Genomic DNA, 22334 nt, shown 5'->3' on the forward strand with positions numbered 1-22334 from the left:
AACATCAGATGTCTGATCTTTGTTATGGTGGTGATGAAATTGTCAATAAAAGCTGATCATCGTCATTTATATCTTCAAGTAATTGATCGAATAAAATCGGATATCGATAAGGGAGTTTATCAAGAAAATGAAAAATTGCCTTCTGAATTCGAGTTATCGAAAGAACTTGGAGTAAGTCGTGCAACCCTACGTGAAGCGCTGCGATTATTAGAAGAGGAAAATATTATTGTTCGTCGTCATGGAGTAGGTACTTTTGTAAATCCAAAACCGGTTTTTACATCGGGTATTGAACAGTTATCCAGCATCTCTTCTATGATAGAAAATGCTGGAATGACTCCAGGAACAATATTTATTAATGCAGCTCAAGATGTGCCATCAGAGGATGATATGCATCGCTTTCAATGTTGCACGAATGACCAAGTGATTACAATTGAACGAGTAAGAACTGCAGATGGAGAACCGGTAGTATACTGTGTTGATAAAGTTTTAGCAAAATACTTGCCATCTGATTATGTTCAAAAAAAGGAAGTATCCATTTTCTCATCGCTGGAACAATCTGGTGACATTCATGTAGCTTATGCTGTTACTTATATTGATCCAGTAGGGTTTCATGAACAAGTATCACCAATATTAAATTGCGGACGAGAAACCGCATTGCTCGTACTAAAACAACTTCATTATGATGATAATGATCGTGTTGTTCTTTATTCAAAGAACTATTTCAGAGCTGATAAATTCAGCTTCCATGTAATTCGAAAACGGGTGTAGAACATTTCTTGGGAAATTCCTGCTAATTACTAAATCTCGGGGGGTCAAAAGAATGAAGAAACGTAAATTTGCATTTGCTCTTTCTGGATTGCTTGCACTTGGAACAATCCTTGGTGCTTGTGGCGGAAAAGAGGAAACAGAAGAAACTGGTACAACTACTGATACTGAAACTACAGAAGAAACGTTTTCAGTAGCAATGGTAACTGATACAGGTGGTGTAGATGACAAATCATTCAACCAATCTACTTGGGAAGGTATCCAAGCTTTCGGTGAAGAAAATGGATTAGAAAAAGGCGATGGTGGTTTTGACTACCTACAATCTGCTTCTGAATCAGATTATGTATCAAACTTAACTCGCTTAATTCGTCGTGATTTTGATTTAGTATATGCAGTAGGATATCTTATGCATGATGCTGTAGTAGAAGTTGCAGATCAACAACCAGATGCAAAAATTGCAATTATTGATGAAGTGATTGAAGGTAAAGATAACGTAGCTTCAATCATGTTCCGTGCAAACGAAGCTTCTTTCCTTGCTGGTGTTGCAGCAGCTCTTGAATCTAAATCAGGTAAAATTGGTTTCATTGGCGGTATGGAAGGTCCAATTATCGGTGGATTCCAAGCTGGTTTTGAAGCTGGTGTAGCAGCTGTAAATCCTGATATTAAAGTAGATGTTGAATACGCGGCTAGCTTCAGTGACGCTGCAAAAGGTCAACAAATTGCAAAAAGAATGTATGATTCTGGCGTAGATATTATTTTCCATGCTGCTGGTGGTGTTGGTAGCGGATTATTCACAGAAGCAAAAGAACGTAAACAAAAAGATCCAAATGCAAATGTTTGGGCTATTGGTGTAGACCGTGACCAATATGATGAAGGACAAGTTGATGCTGATACGAATATCGTATTAACTTCTGTTTTAAAACGTGTTGATGTTGCAGCTCAAGAAGTTGCAAAATTAGCGCAAGAAGGAAAATTCCCTGGTGGCGAAACAATCACTTACGGTTTAGCTGACCAAGGTGTTGACTTAGCTGATTCTCGTGGTGCAATTTCTGAAGAAACTTTAGCCAAAGTAGAAGAATTTAAACAACAAATTATCGATGGAACAATCAAAGTTCCAGAACAACCTGGGGAATAATCTTTAGGAATATGAAGGCTAGCTATTGCTAGTCTTCATGTTTTGTTCAGAAATAAAATTATAAATATTCGAACAACTATAATTTTCCGAAAATTCATTTTTGCCTGGGAGTTTAATTAATAGATGAAAGGTTTTAAGTTTATAAAAATTTTTACATAATACACCTTCTTAAATTAAAACCTTTCTTGTGTTAATTTAAATACAAGTCTATTAAACTACTATTACGAAAATAGTGTCCAAGGGAGTGAACACATTGGAATATGTAATTGAAATGCTTGGAATCCGCAAACAATTTGGGGATTTTGTAGCCAATGATAACATCACCCTTCAACTAAAAAAAGGCGAGATACATGCACTTCTTGGTGAAAATGGTGCAGGGAAATCTACGTTAATGAATGTGCTCTTTGGGTTATACCAGCCTGAAGCAGGGACAATTCGGGTTCATGGTAAAGACGTAAAAATTACTGACCCGAATGTTGCAAATAAACTTGGGATTGGTATGGTACACCAGCACTTTATGTTAGTTGAAAATTTTACGGTGACTGAAAACATTATACTTGGTAGTGAGCCGACAAAAATGGGGACGATCAATATCAAGGACGCATCGAAAAGAGTTCAAGAGCTGTCTGAAAAATATAGTTTGAATGTTGATGCAAATGCAAAAATTGAAGATATTTCTGTTGGTATGCAGCAGCGTGTTGAAATTTTAAAAACGCTATACCGTGGTGCGGAAATTTTAATTTTCGATGAACCGACAGCGTCACTTACCCCTCAAGAGATAACAGAGCTAATTCAAATTATGAAGCGCCTTATCGAAGAAGGGAAATCTATTATTTTAATTACCCATAAGTTAAAGGAGATTATGGAAGTTTCGGATCGAGTAACAGTTATACGAAAAGGACAAGGAATCGGCACTGTTATCACATCAGAAACAAATCCGACAGAACTTGCTGAACTAATGGTAGGCCGACAAGTTGTCTTTAAAACAGAAAAGAAAGATCCTAACCCTACAGATACAGTACTGCAAATTGAATCTTTAACTGTTGCAGATAATCGTGATGTAGATAAAGTTAAGGGCTTAAATTTAACGGTTCGTGCTGGTGAGATTGTTGGCATTGCTGGTATTGATGGAAATGGACAATCTGAATTGATTGAAGCAATTACAGGCCTCCGTAAAGTAAAAAGTGGAAAGATTTCTTTGAATGGAAAAGATATTACAGGACTAAAACCAAGAAAGATTACAGAATCGGGTGTTGGTCATATTCCTCAGGACCGCCACAAACACGGACTTGTATTAGATTTTCCTATTGGACACAATATTGCTCTACAAACATACTACAAAGCGCCAATTTCTAAATCTGGTGTTATCGATTATAAAAAAGTAAATGAAATTGCACGTAAAATTATCGAGGAATATGATGTTCGTTCAGGCGAGGGTGAAATGTCTATAGCCAGGTCTTTATCTGGTGGTAATCAACAAAAGGCAATTATTGGACGTGAAATTAATCGAAATCCGGATTTACTAATTGCTGCATTGCCAACACGAGGTCTTGATGTTGGGGCAATCGAATTTATTCATAAGCGTCTAATTGAACAACGTGATAAAGGTAAAGCTGTATTACTAATATCATTTGAATTGGATGAAGTAATGAATGTTTCAGACCGTATAGCAGTAATTCATGATGGTACAATCATTGATACTGTAAAACCTCAGGAAACAACAGAGCAGGAATTAGGGTTATTAATGGCGGGACAATCGCTGCATGGAAAGGAAAAGGTAGGTGGCGAAAATGAGTAAGAGATTAGTTAATATACTTGTTCCACTTATCTCGATTTTACTTGGTTTAATTATTGGTGCGATCGTAATGGCAATCAGCGGTTTCAGTCCTGTTGAAGGATATGTTGCATTGTGGAACGGTATCTTTATGGATACGTATACAATGGGTGAAACAGTACGCCAGATTACGCCATATGTATTTGCTGGTTTGGCTGTTGCTTTTGCTTTCCGTACAGGTCTATTCAATATCGGTGTAGAAGGACAGCTTATTATGGGTTGGTTAGCTGCCGCATATGTTGGGTTTAAGTTTGATTTACCAACAGTAATTCATCTTCCGTTAGCGCTAATCGCTGCAGCAGTTGCGGGTGCATTATGGGCATTTATACCTGGTCTTTTGAAAGCCAAGCTGCAAGTGCATGAAGTTATTGTAACAATTATGATGAACTATACGGCATTACATGTAGCCAATTCTTTAATAGGAACTTTATCAGGCGGTGATGAAAGAACGCCGAAAGTACAGGAAACTGCTTCATTACGCTCTAGTTTTTTTGAGTCGTTAACTGATTATTCTCGTATGCACTGGGGATTTGTTGTTGCATTAATTGCTGTTTTAGTAATGTGGTTCATTCTTGAAAAAACAACGCGTGGCTATGAATTAAAAGCAGTAGGATTTAATAAACATGCTTCCCAGTATGCGGGAATGAATGTTAATAAAAATATTATTCTAGCAATGGTAATTTCAGGTGCATTTGCCGGACTTGGCGGTGCGATGGAAGCATTAGGAACATTCGAAAACATGTCTAAGCTGCATGGTTTTACAGGAATTGGATTTGATGGTATTGCCGTTGCGTTACTTGGGGCAAATCAACCATTTGGTGTACTTTTAGGTGCTATTTTATTTGGATCATTAAAAAATGGTGGATTGAATATGCCAAGTGAAGCTGGAGTGCCAACTGAAATCGTTAACATTGTCATTGCTTTAATTATTTTCTTTGTAGCTTCAGGCTATATTATTCGAGTTGTACTAGAACGTTTTGGCAAGCAAAGAAAGGAGGAAAAATAATATGAGCTTTTTAGATGTGCTATATTTTATTATTCCTTCTGCAATTTTTTATGCTGCACCATTAATTTTGACAGCAATTGGTGGAGTATTTACTGAAAGATCAGGGGTAGTAAATATTGGTCTTGAAGGAATTATGATTGTAGGTGCAGCAAGTAGTATTATATTTAATTTAATGTTTGCTGATCAATTAGGTAATCTTACGCCTTGGGTTGGCTTAATTGTTGCTATGATTTTTGGTATTGTTTTGTCATTAATTTTAGCAGTAGCTGCTGTGTCATTAAGAGCGGATCAAACAGTTTCAGGTGTAGCTCTTAATTTGCTAGGTCTTGCAGTGGCAGTATTTACAGTGAAAATGATTTACGATAAAGGTCAAACAGATTCTATTGCTGAACGTTTTTCTCGTTTCGATATCCCTGTTTTAAGTGATATTCCGTTAATCGGAAAGATGTTTTTCGTTGACGTTTATGCTACTTCTATTTTGGCGTTTGTAGTTGCTATTGTTGCATGGTTTGTAATTTATAAAACTCCATTTGGTTTAAGACTTAGAGCTGTAGGGGAGCATCCTCTAGCAGCGGATACAATGGGTGTTAGCGTTACAAAAATGCGCTATATTGCGGTTATGATTTCAGGTGCATTAGGTGGTATTGGCGGTGCAATTTATGCCCAAGCAATTGCTGGTAACTTTGGAGCTTCAACAATTAGCGGACAAGGTTTCATGGCGATTGCGGCTATGATTTTTGGTAAGTGGCATCCACTTGGTGCATTAGGTGCTGCGCTTTTCTTTGGGTTTGCACAAGCACTAAGTGTCGTTGGTTCATCAATTCCTTATATTCAAGATGTACCAGCTGTTTATTTACACATCCTACCTTATGTGTTAACAATTTTAGCTTTAGCTGGATTTATCGGTAAAGCAAACGCTCCAAAAGCAAGTGGAGTACCTTATATTAAAGGAAAACGATAATAGTTTTATTTTTTCATATGCTAAATTTAGATAACGTTAGGGAGAGACGTCTCAAATTGAGATGTCTCTTTTTTCTATGATTATAAATTCAGAAAGTGAAGAATTTAGTTCACACTATTTTGTGCAAGTTATGTTTTCAAATGAATTAAAAGGTATGAGTAGGGCAAAATTAATTATGACAATAAAATTATTAAAATTTGTTTATAAACAAATTGGATTATTTTTGCATAAAACCCAATGGTACATGTATAGTAGTGATAGTGACTGTAATGAATTAAGTCAGGAGGAATTTTTTTGTTTTTATCGACAAAATTAGCAGAAGGGGTTACTCTTCATATTCGACAAACAACACAATTCAAAACTGTGAATTTTTCAATAAAATGGAGAAGACCATTAACAATGAAAGATGCAGCAGAACGTGCCGTATTGTCAAATGTTTTACAGCATAGTAATGGGAAATTCAAAAAATCAGCAGAATTTCGAAGCTATTTAGATGACCTTTTTGGTACTGTATTATATTTTGATGCGTCAAAGCGCGGCAGCGAGCATACAGTGGTATTAAATGTAGAGACAGTAAACGATCAATATTTAGCGCAAAATAAAGTATTTAATGAAGTTCTCGATTTATTAAATACTGTTATTTTTCAACCGAACTTCGAAAACGATAAATTCGTTTCATCGATTGTTGAGCGTGAAAAAGAAATGGTTATTCAACGTATTCACTCAATATTTGATGATAAAACTCGTTATGCACAGCATCGATTAACACAAATTATACGACCAAATCATCCAGCTTCTATTTCTGCAAATGGAACAATTGATACTGTAAAAGCGGTGACAATTGATTCATTAACAGAAGCTTATCATTCCATGATTAATGAGGACAAAATTGATATTTACGTTGTCGGTGATATAGATGTTGAAGCAGTTCAGAAAAAATTAACAGAAGCACTTCCATTTAAAGATCGTGCTCCTAAAAAAGTTGAAAGGAACAATGTCGATTCTAAACCAGAAAAAGAATATACAAAAGAACAACAGGAAATGAAGCAAGGTAAACTTCATATTGGATACAGTACACCTGTGTTTTTTGGTGACGAGGATTTCCCTAAAATGCAAATATTTAATGGTGTATTTGGGGGCTATGCTCACTCTAAATTGTTTATGAATGTTCGTGAACGTGAAAGTTTAGCATATTATGCATCAAGTTCTTATTCTTCATATTATGGTTTAGTATTTGTTGTTTCAGGAATAGAACCAGCAAATGAAAAGAAAGCTACGGATGTAATAGCTGAGCAATTAGAAGCGATAAAAAATGGAGAAATATCTGACCTTGAGTTAAATCAAACTAAAGCGATGCTGACAAACCAACTGAAAGAAGCACTTGATCTTGCTCGTGGACAAATTGACATTTATGATCAATATAAAGATCTAGACGACCAATTCTCAGTTGAACTTTGGAAAGAGCGCTGGGATAAGGTAACAAAAGAAGATGTGCAAAAAATGGCTTCTCAGGTTAAACTTGAAGCAATTTATTTTTTATCTGGTAAGGAGGCCTAAAACGACATGCAAACAATTGAGTTTAAACAGCTAGACGAAACTTTATATTACAAAAAATTGTCCAATGGACTTGATGTATACATTTTACCGAAAAAAGGTTTTTCTAAAACATTTGTTACTTTTACAACGAAGTATGGTTCCATTGATCGTACATTTGTCCCAATTGGAGAATCTGAAACGATTACAGTTCCAGATGGCATTGCACACTTCTTAGAACATAAAATGTTTGAAAAAGAACATGGAGATGTTTTTCAAGAATTCAGCGAAGCAGGTGCATCAGCAAACGCATTTACTTCCTTTACAAGAACAGCATATTTATTTTCCGCAACAGACAATATTTATAAAAGCACAGAGACTTTATTAAATTTTGTTCAAGAACCATATTTTACTGAACAAACTGTAAATAAAGAAAAGGGCATTATTGGTCAAGAAATCACAATGTATGATGACCAGCCAGATTGGCGACTTTATTTTGGGGCAATCGAAAATATGTTTCATAAGCACCCTGTCAAAATCGACATTGCAGGTACAATTGAATCGATTGATAAAATTACAGCAGAGCATTTGTACACTTGCTACAATACATTTTATCATCCTTCAAATATGTTATTGTTTGTTGTTGGTGGAATTGATCCAACTGAAATGATGGCTTTTATTGAAAAAAATCAAAATAAAAAACAATTCCCAGAACCAACACCAATCGAACGCCATTTTGAAGATGAGCCTAAAGAAGTAGCCATTCAGGAACGCGAATTAAAAATGGATGTTCAAAAGCCAAAAGTTTATGTTGGTCTAAAAGCATTAGAAACAAATTTAAGTGGAGAAGAAATGCTGAAACATGAGCTGTCAGTTCAAATTGGTTTAGAATGTTTATTTGGTCGTGCATCCAACTTCTATACAGAAGTTTATGAAAATGGATTAATCGATGAATCATTTGCATACGACTTTTCACTTGAAAAAGGATATGGTTTTGCGTTAATTGGATCTGATTCAAGCCAACCTGATAAATTAGCAGAACTAATCAAAACGCAAATTAATAATGCTGAGTCAACTTTTACCGAAGAAAAAGTTGAACGTGTAAAACGCAAGAAAATAGGTTTCTTCTTAAGAGCATTAAACTCAATGGAATTTATTGCAAATCAATTTACTCGATATGAGTTTAATGACATGAATTTATTTGATGCTGTACCAGTAATCGAAAAACTTACGCTGAAAGATATAGTTGAAGCATTTAAAACAATTCAAGGCGAGTCACAACAAACAGTATTTAAAATTTTACCTTCAAGTGAGAGAAAAGAATAAATGAAACATTTTGCACTCGTAATCGGTGCTTCTGGTGCGATAGGTAGTGCAATAGCAAAGCGGCTGGCTAAAGATGGTTGGTCGCTCTATTTGCATTTTAATAACGGCAGATTAAAAGTGGATAATTTGGTTAGAGAGTTGTCTTCTACTTACCCAGAACAAGAATTCATAGCTGTTCAAGCAGACTTTACTGAAGACGATGGAGCAGAACGACTTGCAGGTCAGATTTTTTCCATAAAAGCAATTGTAGTTGCCAGCGGACATGCTTACTATGGTCTAATTGAAGAAACACCTGTGTCTGAAATGAATCGACTTTGGAAAGTTCATGTTCAAAACCCAATTCATTTATTAGCCTTACTATCAAGTAAGCTTAGAGCAAATGATGTGAGCTATATCATGTTTATTGGTTCTATTTGGGGCGAAACTGGTGCTGCTTTTGAATCTGTTTATAGTGCAGTAAAGGGTGCTCAGCATGCATTTGTAAAAGCCTATGCAAAAGAAGTTGCCTTTAATCATATACTTGTTAATGCAATTGCTCCAGGATTAATTGATACCTCTATGAATCAACATTTAAATAATGAAGAAAAACAACAACTTTATGAAGAAATTCCATTAGGAAGAGCAGGTACAACGAGAGATGTCGCGAATTTAGTTGCTTTCTATTTAAGTGGGCAGGCTGATTATGTAACAGGACAAATTATTCGATTAAATGGTGGTTGGTACATATAATTTCTGATTTTGTACATAATAAAGTACAAAGGAGGAGATTACAATGGCGCTATTAGAAAACTGGGAAAGATGGACGTCATTTTTAGGTCAACAAGTTGACGATGCTAAACAACAAGGTATGCCTAAAAAAGTGATTGAAAAAACAGCTGTACAAATTGGCGATTATTTAGCGAAAAATGTTGATCCTAAAAACGAACAAGAGCGCGTACTATCCGATTTATGGGGAGTAGCATCTGATGACGAAAAACATGCCCTTGCAAACTGTGTAATCAAACTAGTGCAAAACAACCGCGTTCAATAATAATATTGAACTGTTCATTTAGTATGTCTAAATAACTAGAAATCAAAGAAATTAATCACACTTAACCACTTCTCTTATTAAGGAGGCTAGTCCTCCTTTTTCTTCTATTATTTTTAAATAAATTTCGTGTAAAGAACTCCAAAATCGCTTTTTTAAAATGAAATGATATAAAAATAATAATTTTTTATAATTTGGTAGAAAAATCGACAGTTTCGAACTTTTCAATACATATAAAATCCGCTATGATGAAACTTATAAAGAAAAAATTTCGTTTCGTTAGTGGGGGGACGATTTTAATGGGTGAATGGTATTTTGAATATGAGATTCAAGTAAATCGTCCAGGTTTATTAGGTGATATTGCATCACTTCTCGGTATGTTGCGAGTAAATATTGTATCAATTAATGGTGTAGATGAGGAACGACGGGGCATGTTATTAAAAGCGGAGAATGAAGATTCAATTGAACGCTTTAGATCTATTGTATCTACAATGGAAAATATTCATGTTACAAAGTTTCGCCAACCAAAAGTACGCGACCGGCTTGCAGTTAGACATGGACATTATATTGAACGAGACGCAGACGAAAGGAATACGTTTAGATTCGTAAGGGACGAACTCGGTATATTAGTTGATTTTATGGCTGAGCTTTTTAAAAAAGAAGGGCATAAACTTATTGGAATTCGTGGTATGCCTCGTGTAGGCAAAACTGAATCCGTTGTTGCTGCAAGTGTTTGTGCTAATAAAAAATGGATTTTCTTATCATCAACTATGATTAAACAAACTATACGAAATTCGTTAATTGGTGATGAATTTAGTGCAAATAATTTATTTATTCTTGACGGTGCTGTTACCCGTCGCTCTTCGGATGAGCGGCATCAGCAGCTAGTTCGAGAAATAATGCGAATCCCATCCACTAAAGTAATAGAACATCCTGACATTTTTGTACAGCATTCAGAATATAAAATAGAGGATTTCGATTACATTATTGAACTTCGCCATCATCCAGAAGAAGTGATTACTTATGAATTAATTGAAAAAAATGAGATGATGTCACAAAATGACCATTTCGGTGGTTTTGGAGGATTTTAGTTAATCTTCATTTAGAAATTTGTTTAGTGTGGCGAAAACGAGTCAGCCACGGAAGAATCTGATGTATGGTTAGGGGATGAGAAACTGCTCTTTAATGGGTATATGCACCCCCCACATAAATTAGATAAACTCAGGCATAACATTGCCATGTTCTGTGGTAATGCTTTAGTGGCCAACATTGTATTTGCTCCCGACGTGTGTCATAGATTTTGTATATTCAAAATCTGAAAGACAATTTCGTCGTGGCGAAATTGATTAAAAAAGTAGGTGTTATTGTTGACAGAACTCGGAACTCGCCTTAAAGAAGCGAGATTATCTAAAGGTTATAGTTTGGATGATCTACAAGAAATTACAAAAATTCAAAAGCGTTATCTTGTAGGCATCGAAGAAGGAAATTATTCGATTATGCCTGGATCGTTTTATGTTCGGGCATTTATAAAACAATATGCAGAGGCTGTTGGATTAGATTCAGAAGAAATCTTACAGGAATTTAAGGGTGATATTCCAACTCAGCCAACAGAAGAGGTTGCCCAGTCTCTTTCCCAAAGTCCGACTCGACGAAAACTTAATGCTCGTTCAACGAATCGTTTATTAGAAACAATGCCTAAAATTATCGTCGCATTATTTATTATTGTTATTATTGTTGCAATCTGGTTTTTATATCAGAAAAAGGTTTCAAATATTCCAGAAGATGAAGAGGCAACTTCACAATTTGAATATACGCAAACTCCTATAGAACCAATTGAAGACAATGCAAATAAGCCAGAAACAGATTCACCAGAGGATACAGAAGAGGAACCAGTCGTAGAAGAACCAACTGTTACTCAAACAATTTCCCCAGGTGTGGTTGATGGCGAAACAACAACATATGAATTATCTGGTACAGATACGATGAATATTCGTATTGAAGTTTCTGGAGACACATGGGTAGGAGTTCGTGATACTAATGGAAACGAACAAATAGAAGCTCGTGTATATACAGCTGGTGAGGTCGTGGAACACGATTCTACTTCAAATGGCTTTGCGCGTATTAGACTTGGCAACTCACAAAATGCTAAAGTGTTTGTAAATGATGTTGAAGTTCAGTATGCACAAGACATTATGACACAAAATATTATTATTACATTACAACAAGAACAGTAGTCATCTAAAAGGATGGCTATTTTCTTTCGAATGAAAGGTGTTATAAAAATGAATATTCCGAATAAGATTACAGTCTCAAGAATTTGTCTAATCCCGTTATTTGTGATTGTAATACTATTTGACTTCGGTTGGGGAACAATCGAGCTATTTGGTGCAGAAATGCCTGTAAATCATTTTGTAGGAGCATTAATCTTTATCATTGCTTCAACAACTGACTGGATTGATGGTTATTATGCACGAAAATATAATTTAGTTACAACATTAGGGAAATTTTTAGATCCATTAGCGGATAAATTATTGGTTTCTGCAGCATTTATTATTCTAGTTGAACTTTGGATGGCACCTTCTTGGGTTATCATTATTATTTTGAGCCGTGAATTTGCGGTGACAGGCTTGCGTGCAATTTTGGCAGGTCAAGGAGAAGTTGTAGCAGCCAGCCAGTTAGGAAAGATTAAAACATGGGCACAAATCGTTGCAATTGCTTCGCTGTTATTACACAATACTATCTTTACACTAATCGGCATACCATTTGATATCATTGCTCTTTATGTTGCGTTAATCTTTACCATTTGGTCAGGATGGGAATATTTTTATTTAAACCGTCATGTATTTGTAAACTCTAAATAAGTGAGGTTAGAAAATGAATGCGGAAATTATAGCGGTTGGGTCCGAATTATTGCTCGGTCAAATTGCAAATACCAATGCAAAATTTATTTCAACTCAATTATCTGAACTTGGCATCAATGTTTTTTATCATACAGCTGTTGGAGATAATGCTGGACGTTTAAAAGATGTAATTGAGATTGCAGAATCACGCTCAGATTTAATTATATTCTCTGGTGGGCTTGGACCAACTAAAGATGATTTAACAAAGGAAACAATTGCAAATCATCTTGGTGTACCACTAGTCTTTGATAATGTAGCGTTAACTTATATTGAAGAATACTTCGCCCAACGTGGACGGGAGATGACAGAAAATAACCGCAAGCAAGCACTTGTGCTTGAAGGAAGCAAAGTGCTTGCTAATCATCATGGCATGGCACCTGGAATGATTTTAGAACAGAATGGCCGCACATACATATTACTTCCAGGGCCGCCAAAAGAAATAGAACCAATGTTTCAGTTTGAAGTTAAGCCTAAACTTGCTGCGCTTCTAAATGATGGCGGTGTTATTGTTTCTCATGTTTTACGTTTTTATGGTATTGGTGAAGCCGAGCTTGAAGTACAGGTACAGGATATTTTAGATAATCAATCAAATCCAACTGTTGCACCCTTAGCTTCTGATGGTGAGGTAACATTGCGTATTACAGCTAAAGCGAATTCAGAAAATGAAGCTTGGGATTTGATAAAAGCTAAAGAAGGTGAAATTTTAAACATTGTTGGTGAATACCATTACGGGAATAATGACGATTCATTAGCCTCAAAAACAGTCGAAATGCTACTCCATAATAAATTAACAATTTCTGCGGCAGAAAGTTTAACAGCAGGATTGTTTCAATCGGAGCTTGCTGAAATTCCAGGTGTAAGCAGTATACTAGTTGGTGGAGTCGTAACATATACTGAACAGGCGAAAGTAACTCAGCTTGGTATTGAAAAGTCATTTTTAGATGAGTTCGGTATTGTTAGCAGCGAATGTGCAGCCGCTATGGCTTCTAAAGTACGTCAAAAGTTTGGAACAGATATTGGTATCGGCTTAACTGGCGCTGCTGGACCAGAACCACATGACGGCCAAGCTGCAGGAACAATTTGGATTGGATTTAGTATTGGAGATTCTGATCCAATTACTCGCAAGCTTCAGCTTTCAGGCATGCGCAATACAAACCGAATACGCGCCGTTAAACTAGCATTCAGCTACTTGATGAGATTGTTACATGAAAAAGGTTATGAAAAAGTATAAGAATAGCTACTTTAAGCTGGACATCGGCAACACTTAGGAGCATGCTTAGCCGACTTGTCTCATATCTTGTAGGAGAGGTATGCAAATTATATTGAGGGGCTAGACATCCGAATAATTTTTATGCTTTTTTAATTATGTAAAAAAGAAATTTGGGCTATTTTTGTAGCTCAAATTTTTATTTTGCACAAAAAACGAAAATATGTTCGCTTTTTCCTTGAAAGTTGTCTCAAAAAGAAGTATAGTAGAGACATAAGAAAGAGACAAACTTAATTCAATTGATATATAGGGAGGAAATATTTTGAGCGATCGTAAAGCTGCCTTAGATATGGCATTAAAACAAATTGAAAAGCAATTCGGTAAAGGTTCTATTATGAAGCTTGGTGAACAATCAGACCGCCAAATCTCAACATCACCTAGTGGTTCTTTGGCGCTTGATGCAGCACTTGGAGTAGGGGGCTATCCTCGCGGCCGTATTATTGAAATTTACGGTCCAGAATCATCTGGTAAAACGACTGTTGCCCTGCACGCAATTGCTGAAATTCAAGCAAATGGCGGACAAGCTGCGTTCATCGATGCAGAGCACGCATTAGATCCAGTGTACGCGCAAAAATTAGGTGTTAATATTGATGAATTATTACTTTCTCAACCAGATACTGGTGAGCAAGCATTAGAAATAGCTGAAGCATTAGTACGTAGTGGTGCGATTGATATTATCGTTATCGACTCAGTTGCTGCCCTAGTACCAAAAGCAGAAATTGAAGGTGAGATGGGTGACTCTCATATGGGTCTGCAAGCTCGTTTAATGTCTCAAGCACTTCGTAAACTTTCTGGTATTATTAACAAATCAAACACATTGGCTATCTTTATCAACCAAGTTCGTGAAAAAATTGGCGTTATGTTCGGCAACCCAGAAACAACTACTGGTGGACGTGCCCTTAAATTTTATGCGTCAATTCGTCTTGAAGTTCGCCGTGCTGAACAAATTAAACAAGGTACAGAAATGATAGGGAACAAAACGAAGATCAAAGTTGTAAAGAATAAAGTTGCTCCTCCATTCCGTACTGCAGAAGTAGATATTATGTATGGTGAAGGTATTTCCAAAGAAGGAGAAATTGTTGACCTTGGTGCAGAGTTAGACATTATTCAAAAAAGCGGTTCATGGTATGCATATGGTGATGAGCGCATAGGTCAAGGTCGTGAAAACGCAAAACAATACTTAAAAGCAAATCCAGCAATCCGCGATGAGATAGCTAACAAAATTCGTGAATCCTATGGAATTGCTTCGTCATCATATACAATTGGTGCACATGATGAAGAGGAAGAAATGGATGAAGAGTTAGCATTATTATTAGACGAAGAATAGGATATTTTATAGCACTGTCCTAAAATCTGAGAACAGTTGAATATTGATTTATAAATCTCAAATTATTCTCTAGTAAAATCTGCTCATTTATTTTTAAATGAGTAGATTTTTTAATACAATCAGAAATTCCCGAAGATTTTGTGAAGTGCCTTTTCAGGGTGATTAATAGTAGGTCTACTTGAAGTATTATTAAGGACATAAACATAATACGCCTTGTTATGAATAAACTGTCTTGTAATAATCATCCTTCTTTCAAAAAAAGAGGAATATGCCAAAGAACGGTAAAAATAATTAAGTAAAGGATTATTTACTTAATTTGGAATAAATCTACTCAGAAAACTTCTTTGAATAAAATATCAAATTTTGACTAAAATAATAAGAAATTCTATTTTATGTAAAAAATAAGCATAAATTTTATTAAAGAGTTCTAGCTTAATTTTCAAATCCTTTTAAGATTAATTTTTAATACAAGTGGATAAAGTCATATTCGAAGTCTTTATCAAAATATATGCTTATATTATTATCGCGTAATAGTGGGAATCCTTGACAGACCTAGTATTGAGCTATACAATTAAATATGTATAATTTCTTAATTTTGAAATGAAATAGGCAGTATGTTGAACTTACTCAATATATGAGCCGACTGAAAATGACACGAATATAGCAAGAGGAGGTGTTCGAATGCCGGACAACATTATCTCCGCTTTGCTTGGACTCATCGTCGGTGCCGCTGTTATCTATTTCTATATGAAAAAAGTGAATGAATCAAAAGTAAATGGTGCGAAAAACTCGGCTGAGCTTATCATTGATGAAGCTAAGCGAGAAGCGGAAGCGCTTAAAAAAGAAGCACTACTTGAAGCAAAAGATGAAACTCACAAAATTCGAACTGAAGCAGAAAAAGACATCCGTGAACGCCGGTACGAGCTTCAGAAACAAGAAAACCGGTTATTGCAAAGAGAAGAAAATCTTGATCGCAAGGATGATGCTCTGAATAAGAGAGAAACAGGCTTAGAGCGAAAAGAAGAAGCTCTTGCCGAAAGACAACAGCATATTGAACAGATGGAAAGTAAAGTGGAAGAGCTAGTACGCGAACAGAAGTCAGAGCTTGAACGCATCGCAGCTTTAACACGTGAAGAAGCGAAGGATATCATTTTGAAACAGGTTGAAAACGAGCTTTCAACAGATATTTCAATTATGACGAAGGAAGCTGAAACACGTGCAAAGGAAGAATCTGACAAAAAAGCTCGTGAAATATTATCACTTGCACTACAACGTTTTGCAGCTGATCACGTTGCAGAAACAACTGTATCGGTTGTAAACCTACCGAATGACGAAATGAAAGGCCGTATTATTGGTCGTGAAGGTCGCAATATTCGAACACTTGAAACACTAACTGGTATTGATTTAATTATTGATGATACACCAGAGGCAGTTATTTTATCAGGATTTGATCCGATTCGCCGTGAAACAGCTCGTCTTGCACTTGAAAAATTAGTACAAGATGGTCGAATTCACCCAGCTCGAATTGAAGAAATGGTGGAAAAATCACGTCGAGAAATGGACGAGCAAATTCGCGAAACAGGTGAACAAACGATTTTCGAGGTAGGTATTCACAACTTGCATCCTGACTTGATGAAAATTCTAGGTCGTATGAAATATCGTACAAGCTATGGCCAAAATGTGTTAAAACATTCAATCGAGGTAGCACATTTAGCTGGTTTACTGGCAGCAGAGCTAGGGGAAGATGTAACTTTAGCAAAACGCGCAGGATTGCTTCACGATATTGGGAAAGCAATTGACCATGAAGTTGAAGGAAGTCACGTTGAAATTGGTGTAGAGCTTGCAACGAAATATAAAGAACATCCTGTTGTAATTAACAGTATTGCATCTCACCATGGTGACACTGAACCAACATCTGTTATTTCAGTAATTGTAGCTGCTGCAGATGCACTATCAGCAGCAAGACCGGGTGCTCGTAGTGAAACACTGGAAAACTACATTCGCCGTCTAGAGAAGCTAGAAGAAATTTCTGAAAGCTATGATGGGGTAGAAAAATCATATGCAATCCAAGCTGGTCGTGAAATTCGAATTATTGTACAACCAGATAAGATTGATGATTTAGCTTCACATCGCTTAGCAAGAGATATTAGAAAACGTATCGAAGAAGAGCTCGACTATCCAGGCCATATAAAAGTAACTGTAATTCGTGAAACACGTGCAGTTGAATACGCGAAATAAATGGAAAACCATTATTAACTTTTAGTTGATAGTGGTTTTTTTCTATGAAATCATATTTTCCATGTACTAATTTAAAGTCTTTTATATTATGTTTTTAATAACAATAGTTAATTGGTGTGTAATGGCAAAAGGAGGATACGTATTGATCGATATACATAGTCATTTACTATGGAATGAAGATGACGGGCCAGCAACAATGCAGCAAACAATTAACATGTTACAAAAGGCAGTAGATGAAGGGATTTCTGACATTATTACAACATCACATTTCCAACATCCTTTATATTCAGTAAATTTTAATCAAGTTCAGAATAAAGTTAATCTTCTTCAAATGGAGCTTTTGAAATATAACATTCCCTTAAAAATATATACAGGACACGAAGCTAGGCTATCCCCCAATTTAGCTCAACTAGTTAAAACATTCGAAGTACATACTTTAGCAAATTCAAAATATTTATTACTTGAACTGCCATCATATTCAGTACCTTTATATACGTTTCACATTGTTCAAGAATTATTAAAGGATGGAATAACGCCAATCATTGCCCACCCTGAAAGAAACCATGAAATTTTTGAAAACCCACTGCTTTTAGAAAAGCTAGTTAGAAATGGTGTATTAGCTCAAATAACAGCTGGTAGTTTAACCGGACACTTTGGGCGAAAAGTACAAAAATTTTCCTTAGATTTAGTCAAAGCAAATTTAATACATACCTATGGTTCGGATGTTCATAATTTAAAAGCACGTCCTTTTTTATTTAAGGAAGGGCTATGCTTCTTAGAAAAAAAAGGTCTCTTGGATTATGTTTACATATTGATTGGAAATAATAAAAATATAATAAAAAATAAACAATTAATAATTCTTGAACCAGAGAGGATAAAAAAACGGAGATGGTAAACTTCAACCCTTGAAATGAAATGAAAAATTTTAGTATTCTTGAAGAAGGAGCTTCTCCTAATTCTTTAATAAGTATAATATCAAATTTTAGTTTAGCTTATTCGTATGACCTAAAAGCAATTTACTATCCAATAATAGAAGAAAGTGGAAAATATGTATTCAACTCGAAGTAAATTATTATTTTAATGCCGATATTAATAATAGATGTGATGTTATAATCCATTGCTTTAGGTTCACACAAGTGATTCATGGCTGCTAAACATTTAAATATGTAAAGCAGCTGCTTTTCTAAAGGGAGCTCGAGTTTTTCTTAAAGCAGTATTCACATAAAATAAAATCCAAAAATAATAGGTGATAATAGTGAATCAGCGTAAAGGTTTAGTAATGCGAGAAATTAGAATGGATGAAATGGGACAATCAATTGATTTATTAAATTATGTTTTCCAAATGTCGATGTCCTTAAAAAAAGATCGTCGTTTCGTAACAGAAAAAAGTAGACAATTTAATGTCGGGCATGCACTTGGCTGGTTTGACGGTGATCAGCTTGTATCTCAAATTCTTAGTTTGCCATTTCAAGTAAACGTTTACGGGGTCGCTTATGAAATGGGTGGGATTACTGCAATTGGTACTTATCCTGAGTATTCAAAGCAAGGACTAATGGATCAATTAATTAAAGAAACATTAACGATTATGCGTAACGAGGGTCGTTATATTTCATATTTATTTCCATTCTCTATTCCATATTATAGAAAAAAGGGCTGGGAAATTATGTGTGACATTGTCGAGTTCCAGGTTAAGGACACACAATTCCCCAATTATACTGAATTACCAGGAAAAATTCGTCGTGTAGATACGAGAAATAAACATGTTGTAAATATTTATGAAAAATATGCTTCACGAACTCACGGTGCAATGATTCGAAATACGATTGCGTGGAATGAAAAATTCCATGAAGACTATTGGGAGGAAAAATTCGTCGATACCGATGTACAATTACAGGCAGCGGTTTATTATGATGAAGATGACGAGCCTCAAGGGTATATGTTTTATCGTATTATGGAAGAAAATTTTTATATTGATGAAATTGTTTATTTACAGGAAGAAGCGCGTAAAGGTTTATGGAATTTCGTTTCTGCCCATAAATCAATGGTATACAATGCATACGGAAAAACTGCGGGTAATGAACCTGTTGCCTTTTTGCTAGAAGATAGTGAAATTATTCAAGAAGTATCTCCATATTTCATGGCTCGTATAGTAGATGTAGAAAAATTTCTAGCAACATTCCCATTCGATGAACCGACATTTCATATTCGTTTTACCGTGACAGATCGTTTAATTGAATGGAATAATGGAACATATGATATTTCTTCTACTGATTGGAAAGTAACAGTGAAGAAAGTGGATCATTCCGACGATCAGGAACATATTAACGTCCACATGTCCATTCAAACATTAGCAACAATGTTATTAGGCTATAAACGCCCAAAATACCTTGAAAAAATCGAACGACTAAAAGGAAAGACTGACACAATCTCCGTTCTTGAGGATATACTTCCAGTTGGAATTCCTACGTTTATTGATTATTTTTAAACTCTTCTTTAAACAGTTGTCTGATATCAAATCAGACAGCTGTTTTTATTGTATAGAAGAGCAAACCACCAGTTATACTGGTGGTTTTGACTTTTTTTTGTTAATAAATACAGTCGTGTATGCCTAGTAATTTTTTATTAGTAGTTTAGGCATAAAATTAAAGAAATTTTATATTAATTATATATAGAATGACGAATTATTAAATAATATAAATAATTTTTACCACTAGCCAAGGAATTATGTATTATAAAAAAACATATTGTGTAAAAAGAAAAAAACAAATGAACTATTGATTAGATGATACTTTAGTTAGATTTATATGCAAGTTTTTAAAACCTCCTAAATCGCTTACTTATTATTAGTTCAAATGTTTAGAAGGAAGGCGAAAAAGGCTAAGAAAAATCTCGGAGGGGAAGAGTTGGAGTTAGCAGTAGTAGGTGCAGGATATGTTGGTTTAGTGACTAGTGTATGTTTATCAGAAATCGGACATCACGTGACATGTATTGAACTTGATAAGAGTAAGGTTGACAAATTGAAAAAAGGAATCTCCCCTATTTATGAACCTGGATTAACGGAACTAATGATGAAAAATGTTAATTTAGGTCGTCTCTCTTTTACAACAAATTATTTAGAAGGATTTAAAAACAAGGATGTTATTTATATAGCGGTAGGCACACCTGAGAATGAAGATGGTTCTGCAAATTTATCCTATGTTGATGATGTAGCTAAGATAATAGCTAAAAATGTGAAAAGAGATGCGATTGTTGTAACTAAAAGTACTGTACCAGTTGGCACAAATAATCGAATTCAAACAATAATTAATAATCATAAGCCTAGTTACATATCAATTGAAGTCGTTTCCAATCCAGAATTTTTAAGAGAAGGATCAGCCATTTATGATTCATTTCATGGAGATCGAATTGTTATTGGGGCAAATAGTGAAAAGGCCGCAAAACTAATAGAAGAAATCAATAAACCATTTAACATTCCTATTTATATAACAGGTATTCGAAGTGCAGAAATGATTAAGTATGCTTCCAACGCATTTTTGGCGACGAAAATAAGCTTTATAAACGAAATTGCTAATATATGCGAAAGAGTGGATGCAGATGTGGAACAAGTGGCCTACGGTATGGGGTTAGACCACCGAATTGGCTCTCATTTTTTAAACGCAGGTATAGGCTATGGCGGCTCATGTTTTCCAAAGGATACAAAAGCTTTAATTCAAATTGCTGGAAATGTCGCATATGATTTCGAATTATTGCAAGGTGTCGTTAACGTAAATAAAAAGCAGCAGCGAATATTGCTTGATAAGTTATACGATAGGTTCGGTAATCTGAAGCGCAAAAAAATAGCACTTCTCGGATTAGCCTTTAAACCGAACACTGATGATATGCGGGAAGCACCATCGATTAGTATTTCAAGTGAACTAGTTAAGGCAGGTGCTATTGTATATGCATATGACCCTATTGCCATTGACAATGCAAAACAAATATTAGATTCATCCATTCACTTTGTTTACAACATTGAACAGGCAATTGGAGGTGCTGATGCAGCACTCATACTTACCGAGTGGGATGAAATAAAGAATATGGATTTTAATTTAATAAATACAATGAAATATCCTCTTCTCATCGACGGAAGAAATTGCATTAAATTAAAGGACATAAAACCCTATCAAATAGAGTACCACTCTATCGGGAGATCTAGTGTTAAAAATATAAAATCCAATAATTCAGAAGTAGTATGCCAAGTGGGTGAATCTAAATAATGTCGAAAGATGTGTATGAACCATCCACTTCTCTTTCGCATAATATCAATTCTAAAATTATTCATAAAAAGAGGCTATCAAGGAATTATGCTTTTATAAAACGGAGTATGGATATTGTATTTGCTATTTTAGGATTAATAATAACCTCACCAATTTTCTTAATTCTAGGAACTCTTTATTTTCTCGGAGAGGCTAGAGGGCCGTTATTCTATAAACAACGAAGATTTGGAAAAGGTGGTAAATTATTTTTTGTTTATAAGTTCAGATCCATGGTTGTAAATGCCGATGAGACATTGAAGAGAAATCAATTTCTTTATAAAAAGTATATAGAAAACAATTATAAACTTGAACAAGATGAAGATCCAAGAATAACAAAGCTCGGAAGGTTTTTAAGAAAAACGAGTATAGATGAGTTACCCCAATTAATTAATGTACTTATTGGGGATATGAGCTTAGTAGGACCAAGACCAATTGTTGAGGAGGAATTAATGGAATATAAAGAAAGAAAAAATGTTTTTCTTTCTGTAAAACCAGGCATCACAGGATATTGGCAAGTAAACGGGAGGAGTACTATCGGATATCCTGAAAGGGTAAATGTAGAATTGTATTATGTATATCATCAATCATTAAAGTTAGACATCTACATATTATTAAAAACTATATACGTTGTTATTCAAAAGAAGGGTGCATATTAGAATTTCTTTCATACCTATTGAATAATGAGATTTCAACTACTATTTTTCGTTCTTATAGAATTTT

The 22334-nt window shown here is 35.1% G+C and carries 19 protein-coding genes; all 19 read left to right on the forward strand.

Annotated features, from left to right (window positions below; genetic code table 11):
• Positions 1 to 39: 39 nt before the first annotated feature.
• The 19 genes from MKY04_RS07215 (at position 40) to MKY04_RS07305 (ending at position 22270) form a co-directional block, all read left to right on the forward strand.
• Positions 40 to 768 (forward strand): GntR family transcriptional regulator, encoded by a 729-nt coding sequence (locus MKY04_RS07215; RefSeq protein ID WP_126293016.1) that lies wholly within the window; start codon positions 40 to 42, stop codon positions 766 to 768.
• Between the two features lie 52 nt (positions 769 to 820).
• Positions 821 to 1900, forward strand: a complete 1080-nt coding sequence (locus MKY04_RS07220) for a BMP family lipoprotein (protein ID WP_126293017.1) — start codon at positions 821 to 823, stop codon at positions 1898 to 1900.
• A gap of 253 nt (positions 1901 to 2153) precedes the next feature.
• Positions 2154 to 3698: an ABC transporter ATP-binding protein gene (locus tag MKY04_RS07225; protein WP_126293018.1), complete on the forward strand. Its 1545-nt coding sequence runs from the start codon at positions 2154 to 2156 to the stop codon at positions 3696 to 3698.
• Positions 3691 to 4740: an ABC transporter permease gene (locus MKY04_RS07230; protein WP_126293019.1), complete on the forward strand. Its 1050-nt coding sequence runs from the start codon at positions 3691 to 3693 to the stop codon at positions 4738 to 4740. Before MKY04_RS07225 ends, MKY04_RS07230 begins: the two co-directional genes overlap by 8 nt.
• A 1-nt stretch (position 4741) precedes the next feature.
• Entirely contained in the window at positions 4742 to 5701 is a 960-nt protein-coding gene (locus MKY04_RS07235) for an ABC transporter permease (protein ID WP_346235570.1), read from the forward strand.
• Between the two features lie 294 nt (positions 5702 to 5995).
• Positions 5996 to 7258 carry an EF-P 5-aminopentanol modification-associated protein YfmF gene (gene yfmF, locus MKY04_RS07240; protein WP_126293021.1) on the forward strand — a complete coding sequence of 421 codons (1263 nt, stop codon included), beginning with the start codon at positions 5996 to 5998 and terminating at the stop codon, positions 7256 to 7258.
• A 6-nt stretch (positions 7259 to 7264) separates the two neighbouring features.
• Positions 7265 to 8560, forward strand: a complete 1296-nt coding sequence (yfmH, locus tag MKY04_RS07245) for an EF-P 5-aminopentanol modification-associated protein YfmH (RefSeq protein WP_346235571.1) — start codon at positions 7265 to 7267, stop codon at positions 8558 to 8560.
• Positions 8561 to 9289 (forward strand): elongation factor P 5-aminopentanone reductase, encoded by a 729-nt coding sequence (gene ymfI, locus MKY04_RS07250; protein WP_126293023.1) that lies wholly within the window; start codon positions 8561 to 8563, stop codon positions 9287 to 9289. It begins immediately after the preceding gene.
• A gap of 43 nt (positions 9290 to 9332) precedes the next feature.
• On the forward strand, positions 9333 to 9590 hold the full coding sequence (locus tag MKY04_RS07255; RefSeq protein ID WP_126293024.1) for a DUF3243 domain-containing protein: 258 nt from the start codon (positions 9333 to 9335) through the stop codon (positions 9588 to 9590).
• 296 nt (positions 9591 to 9886) lie between these two features.
• Positions 9887 to 10678, forward strand: a complete 792-nt coding sequence (locus MKY04_RS07260; protein ID WP_126293025.1) for a DUF3388 domain-containing protein — start codon at positions 9887 to 9889, stop codon at positions 10676 to 10678.
• A gap of 267 nt (positions 10679 to 10945) precedes the next feature.
• Positions 10946 to 11821 (forward strand): helix-turn-helix domain-containing protein, encoded by an 876-nt coding sequence (locus MKY04_RS07265; RefSeq protein WP_400194421.1) that lies wholly within the window; start codon positions 10946 to 10948, stop codon positions 11819 to 11821.
• 48 nt (positions 11822 to 11869) lie between these two features.
• The gene (pgsA, locus tag MKY04_RS07270; protein ID WP_126293027.1) at positions 11870 to 12448 is read left to right on the forward strand and encodes a CDP-diacylglycerol--glycerol-3-phosphate 3-phosphatidyltransferase; all 579 of its coding nucleotides are present in this window, start codon (positions 11870 to 11872) and stop codon (positions 12446 to 12448) included.
• A 13-nt stretch (positions 12449 to 12461) separates the two neighbouring features.
• Entirely contained in the window at positions 12462 to 13718 is a 1257-nt protein-coding gene (locus MKY04_RS07275) for a competence/damage-inducible protein A (RefSeq protein WP_126293028.1), read from the forward strand.
• 298 nt (positions 13719 to 14016) lie between these two features.
• Positions 14017 to 15081 (forward strand): recombinase RecA, encoded by a 1065-nt coding sequence (recA, locus tag MKY04_RS07280; RefSeq protein WP_126293029.1) that lies wholly within the window; start codon positions 14017 to 14019, stop codon positions 15079 to 15081.
• Positions 15082 to 15762: 681 nt separating this feature from the next.
• Entirely contained in the window at positions 15763 to 17319 is a 1557-nt protein-coding gene (gene rny / locus MKY04_RS07285; protein WP_346235573.1) for a ribonuclease Y, read from the forward strand.
• A gap of 142 nt (positions 17320 to 17461) precedes the next feature.
• Entirely contained in the window at positions 17462 to 18214 is a 753-nt protein-coding gene (locus MKY04_RS07290) for a tyrosine-protein phosphatase (RefSeq protein WP_346235574.1), read from the forward strand.
• A gap of 360 nt (positions 18215 to 18574) precedes the next feature.
• Positions 18575 to 19804, forward strand: coding sequence for a GNAT family N-acetyltransferase (locus MKY04_RS07295; RefSeq protein WP_126294774.1), 1230 nt, complete (start codon positions 18575 to 18577; stop codon positions 19802 to 19804).
• A 418-nt stretch (positions 19805 to 20222) separates the two neighbouring features.
• Positions 20223 to 21575 carry a UDP-glucose/GDP-mannose dehydrogenase family protein gene (locus MKY04_RS07300; RefSeq protein WP_346235575.1) on the forward strand — a complete coding sequence of 451 codons (1353 nt, stop codon included), beginning with the start codon at positions 20223 to 20225 and terminating at the stop codon, positions 21573 to 21575.
• A complete protein-coding gene (locus tag MKY04_RS07305; protein ID WP_126294776.1) occupies positions 21575 to 22270 on the forward strand; it encodes a sugar transferase in 696 nt (231 codons plus the stop codon). The genes MKY04_RS07300 and MKY04_RS07305 overlap by 1 nt, the downstream gene beginning before the upstream one ends.
• Positions 22271 to 22334 lie beyond the last annotated feature (64 nt).

This window comes from Lysinibacillus telephonicus, assembly GCF_039654155.1.
GTDB classification, from domain to species: Bacteria; Bacillota; Bacilli; order Bacillales_A; family Planococcaceae; genus Ureibacillus; species Ureibacillus telephonicus.

What these genes read in the sequence shown, in the direction of transcription:
- pgsA (WP_126293027.1), top strand. Translation starts at nt 11,870, where the DNA reads ATGAATATTCCGAATAAGATTACAGTCTCAAGAATTTGTCTAATCCCG.
- MKY04_RS07260 (WP_126293025.1), top strand. Translation starts at nt 9,887, where the DNA reads ATGGGTGAATGGTATTTTGAATATGAGATTCAAGTAAATCGTCCAGGT.
- MKY04_RS07255 (WP_126293024.1), top strand. Translation starts at nt 9,333, where the DNA reads ATGGCGCTATTAGAAAACTGGGAAAGATGGACGTCATTTTTAGGTCAA.
- ymfI (WP_126293023.1), top strand. Translation starts at nt 8,561, where the DNA reads ATGAAACATTTTGCACTCGTAATCGGTGCTTCTGGTGCGATAGGTAGT.
- MKY04_RS07235 (WP_346235570.1), top strand. Translation starts at nt 4,742, where the DNA reads ATGAGCTTTTTAGATGTGCTATATTTTATTATTCCTTCTGCAATTTTT.
- MKY04_RS07220 (WP_126293017.1), top strand. Translation starts at nt 821, where the DNA reads ATGAAGAAACGTAAATTTGCATTTGCTCTTTCTGGATTGCTTGCACTT.
- rny (WP_346235573.1), top strand. Translation starts at nt 15,763, where the DNA reads ATGCCGGACAACATTATCTCCGCTTTGCTTGGACTCATCGTCGGTGCC.
- MKY04_RS07230 (WP_126293019.1), top strand. Translation starts at nt 3,691, where the DNA reads ATGAGTAAGAGATTAGTTAATATACTTGTTCCACTTATCTCGATTTTA.
- MKY04_RS07275 (WP_126293028.1), top strand. Translation starts at nt 12,462, where the DNA reads ATGAATGCGGAAATTATAGCGGTTGGGTCCGAATTATTGCTCGGTCAA.
- yfmH (WP_346235571.1), top strand. Translation starts at nt 7,265, where the DNA reads ATGCAAACAATTGAGTTTAAACAGCTAGACGAAACTTTATATTACAAA.
- MKY04_RS07305 (WP_126294776.1), top strand. Translation starts at nt 21,575, where the DNA reads ATGTCGAAAGATGTGTATGAACCATCCACTTCTCTTTCGCATAATATC.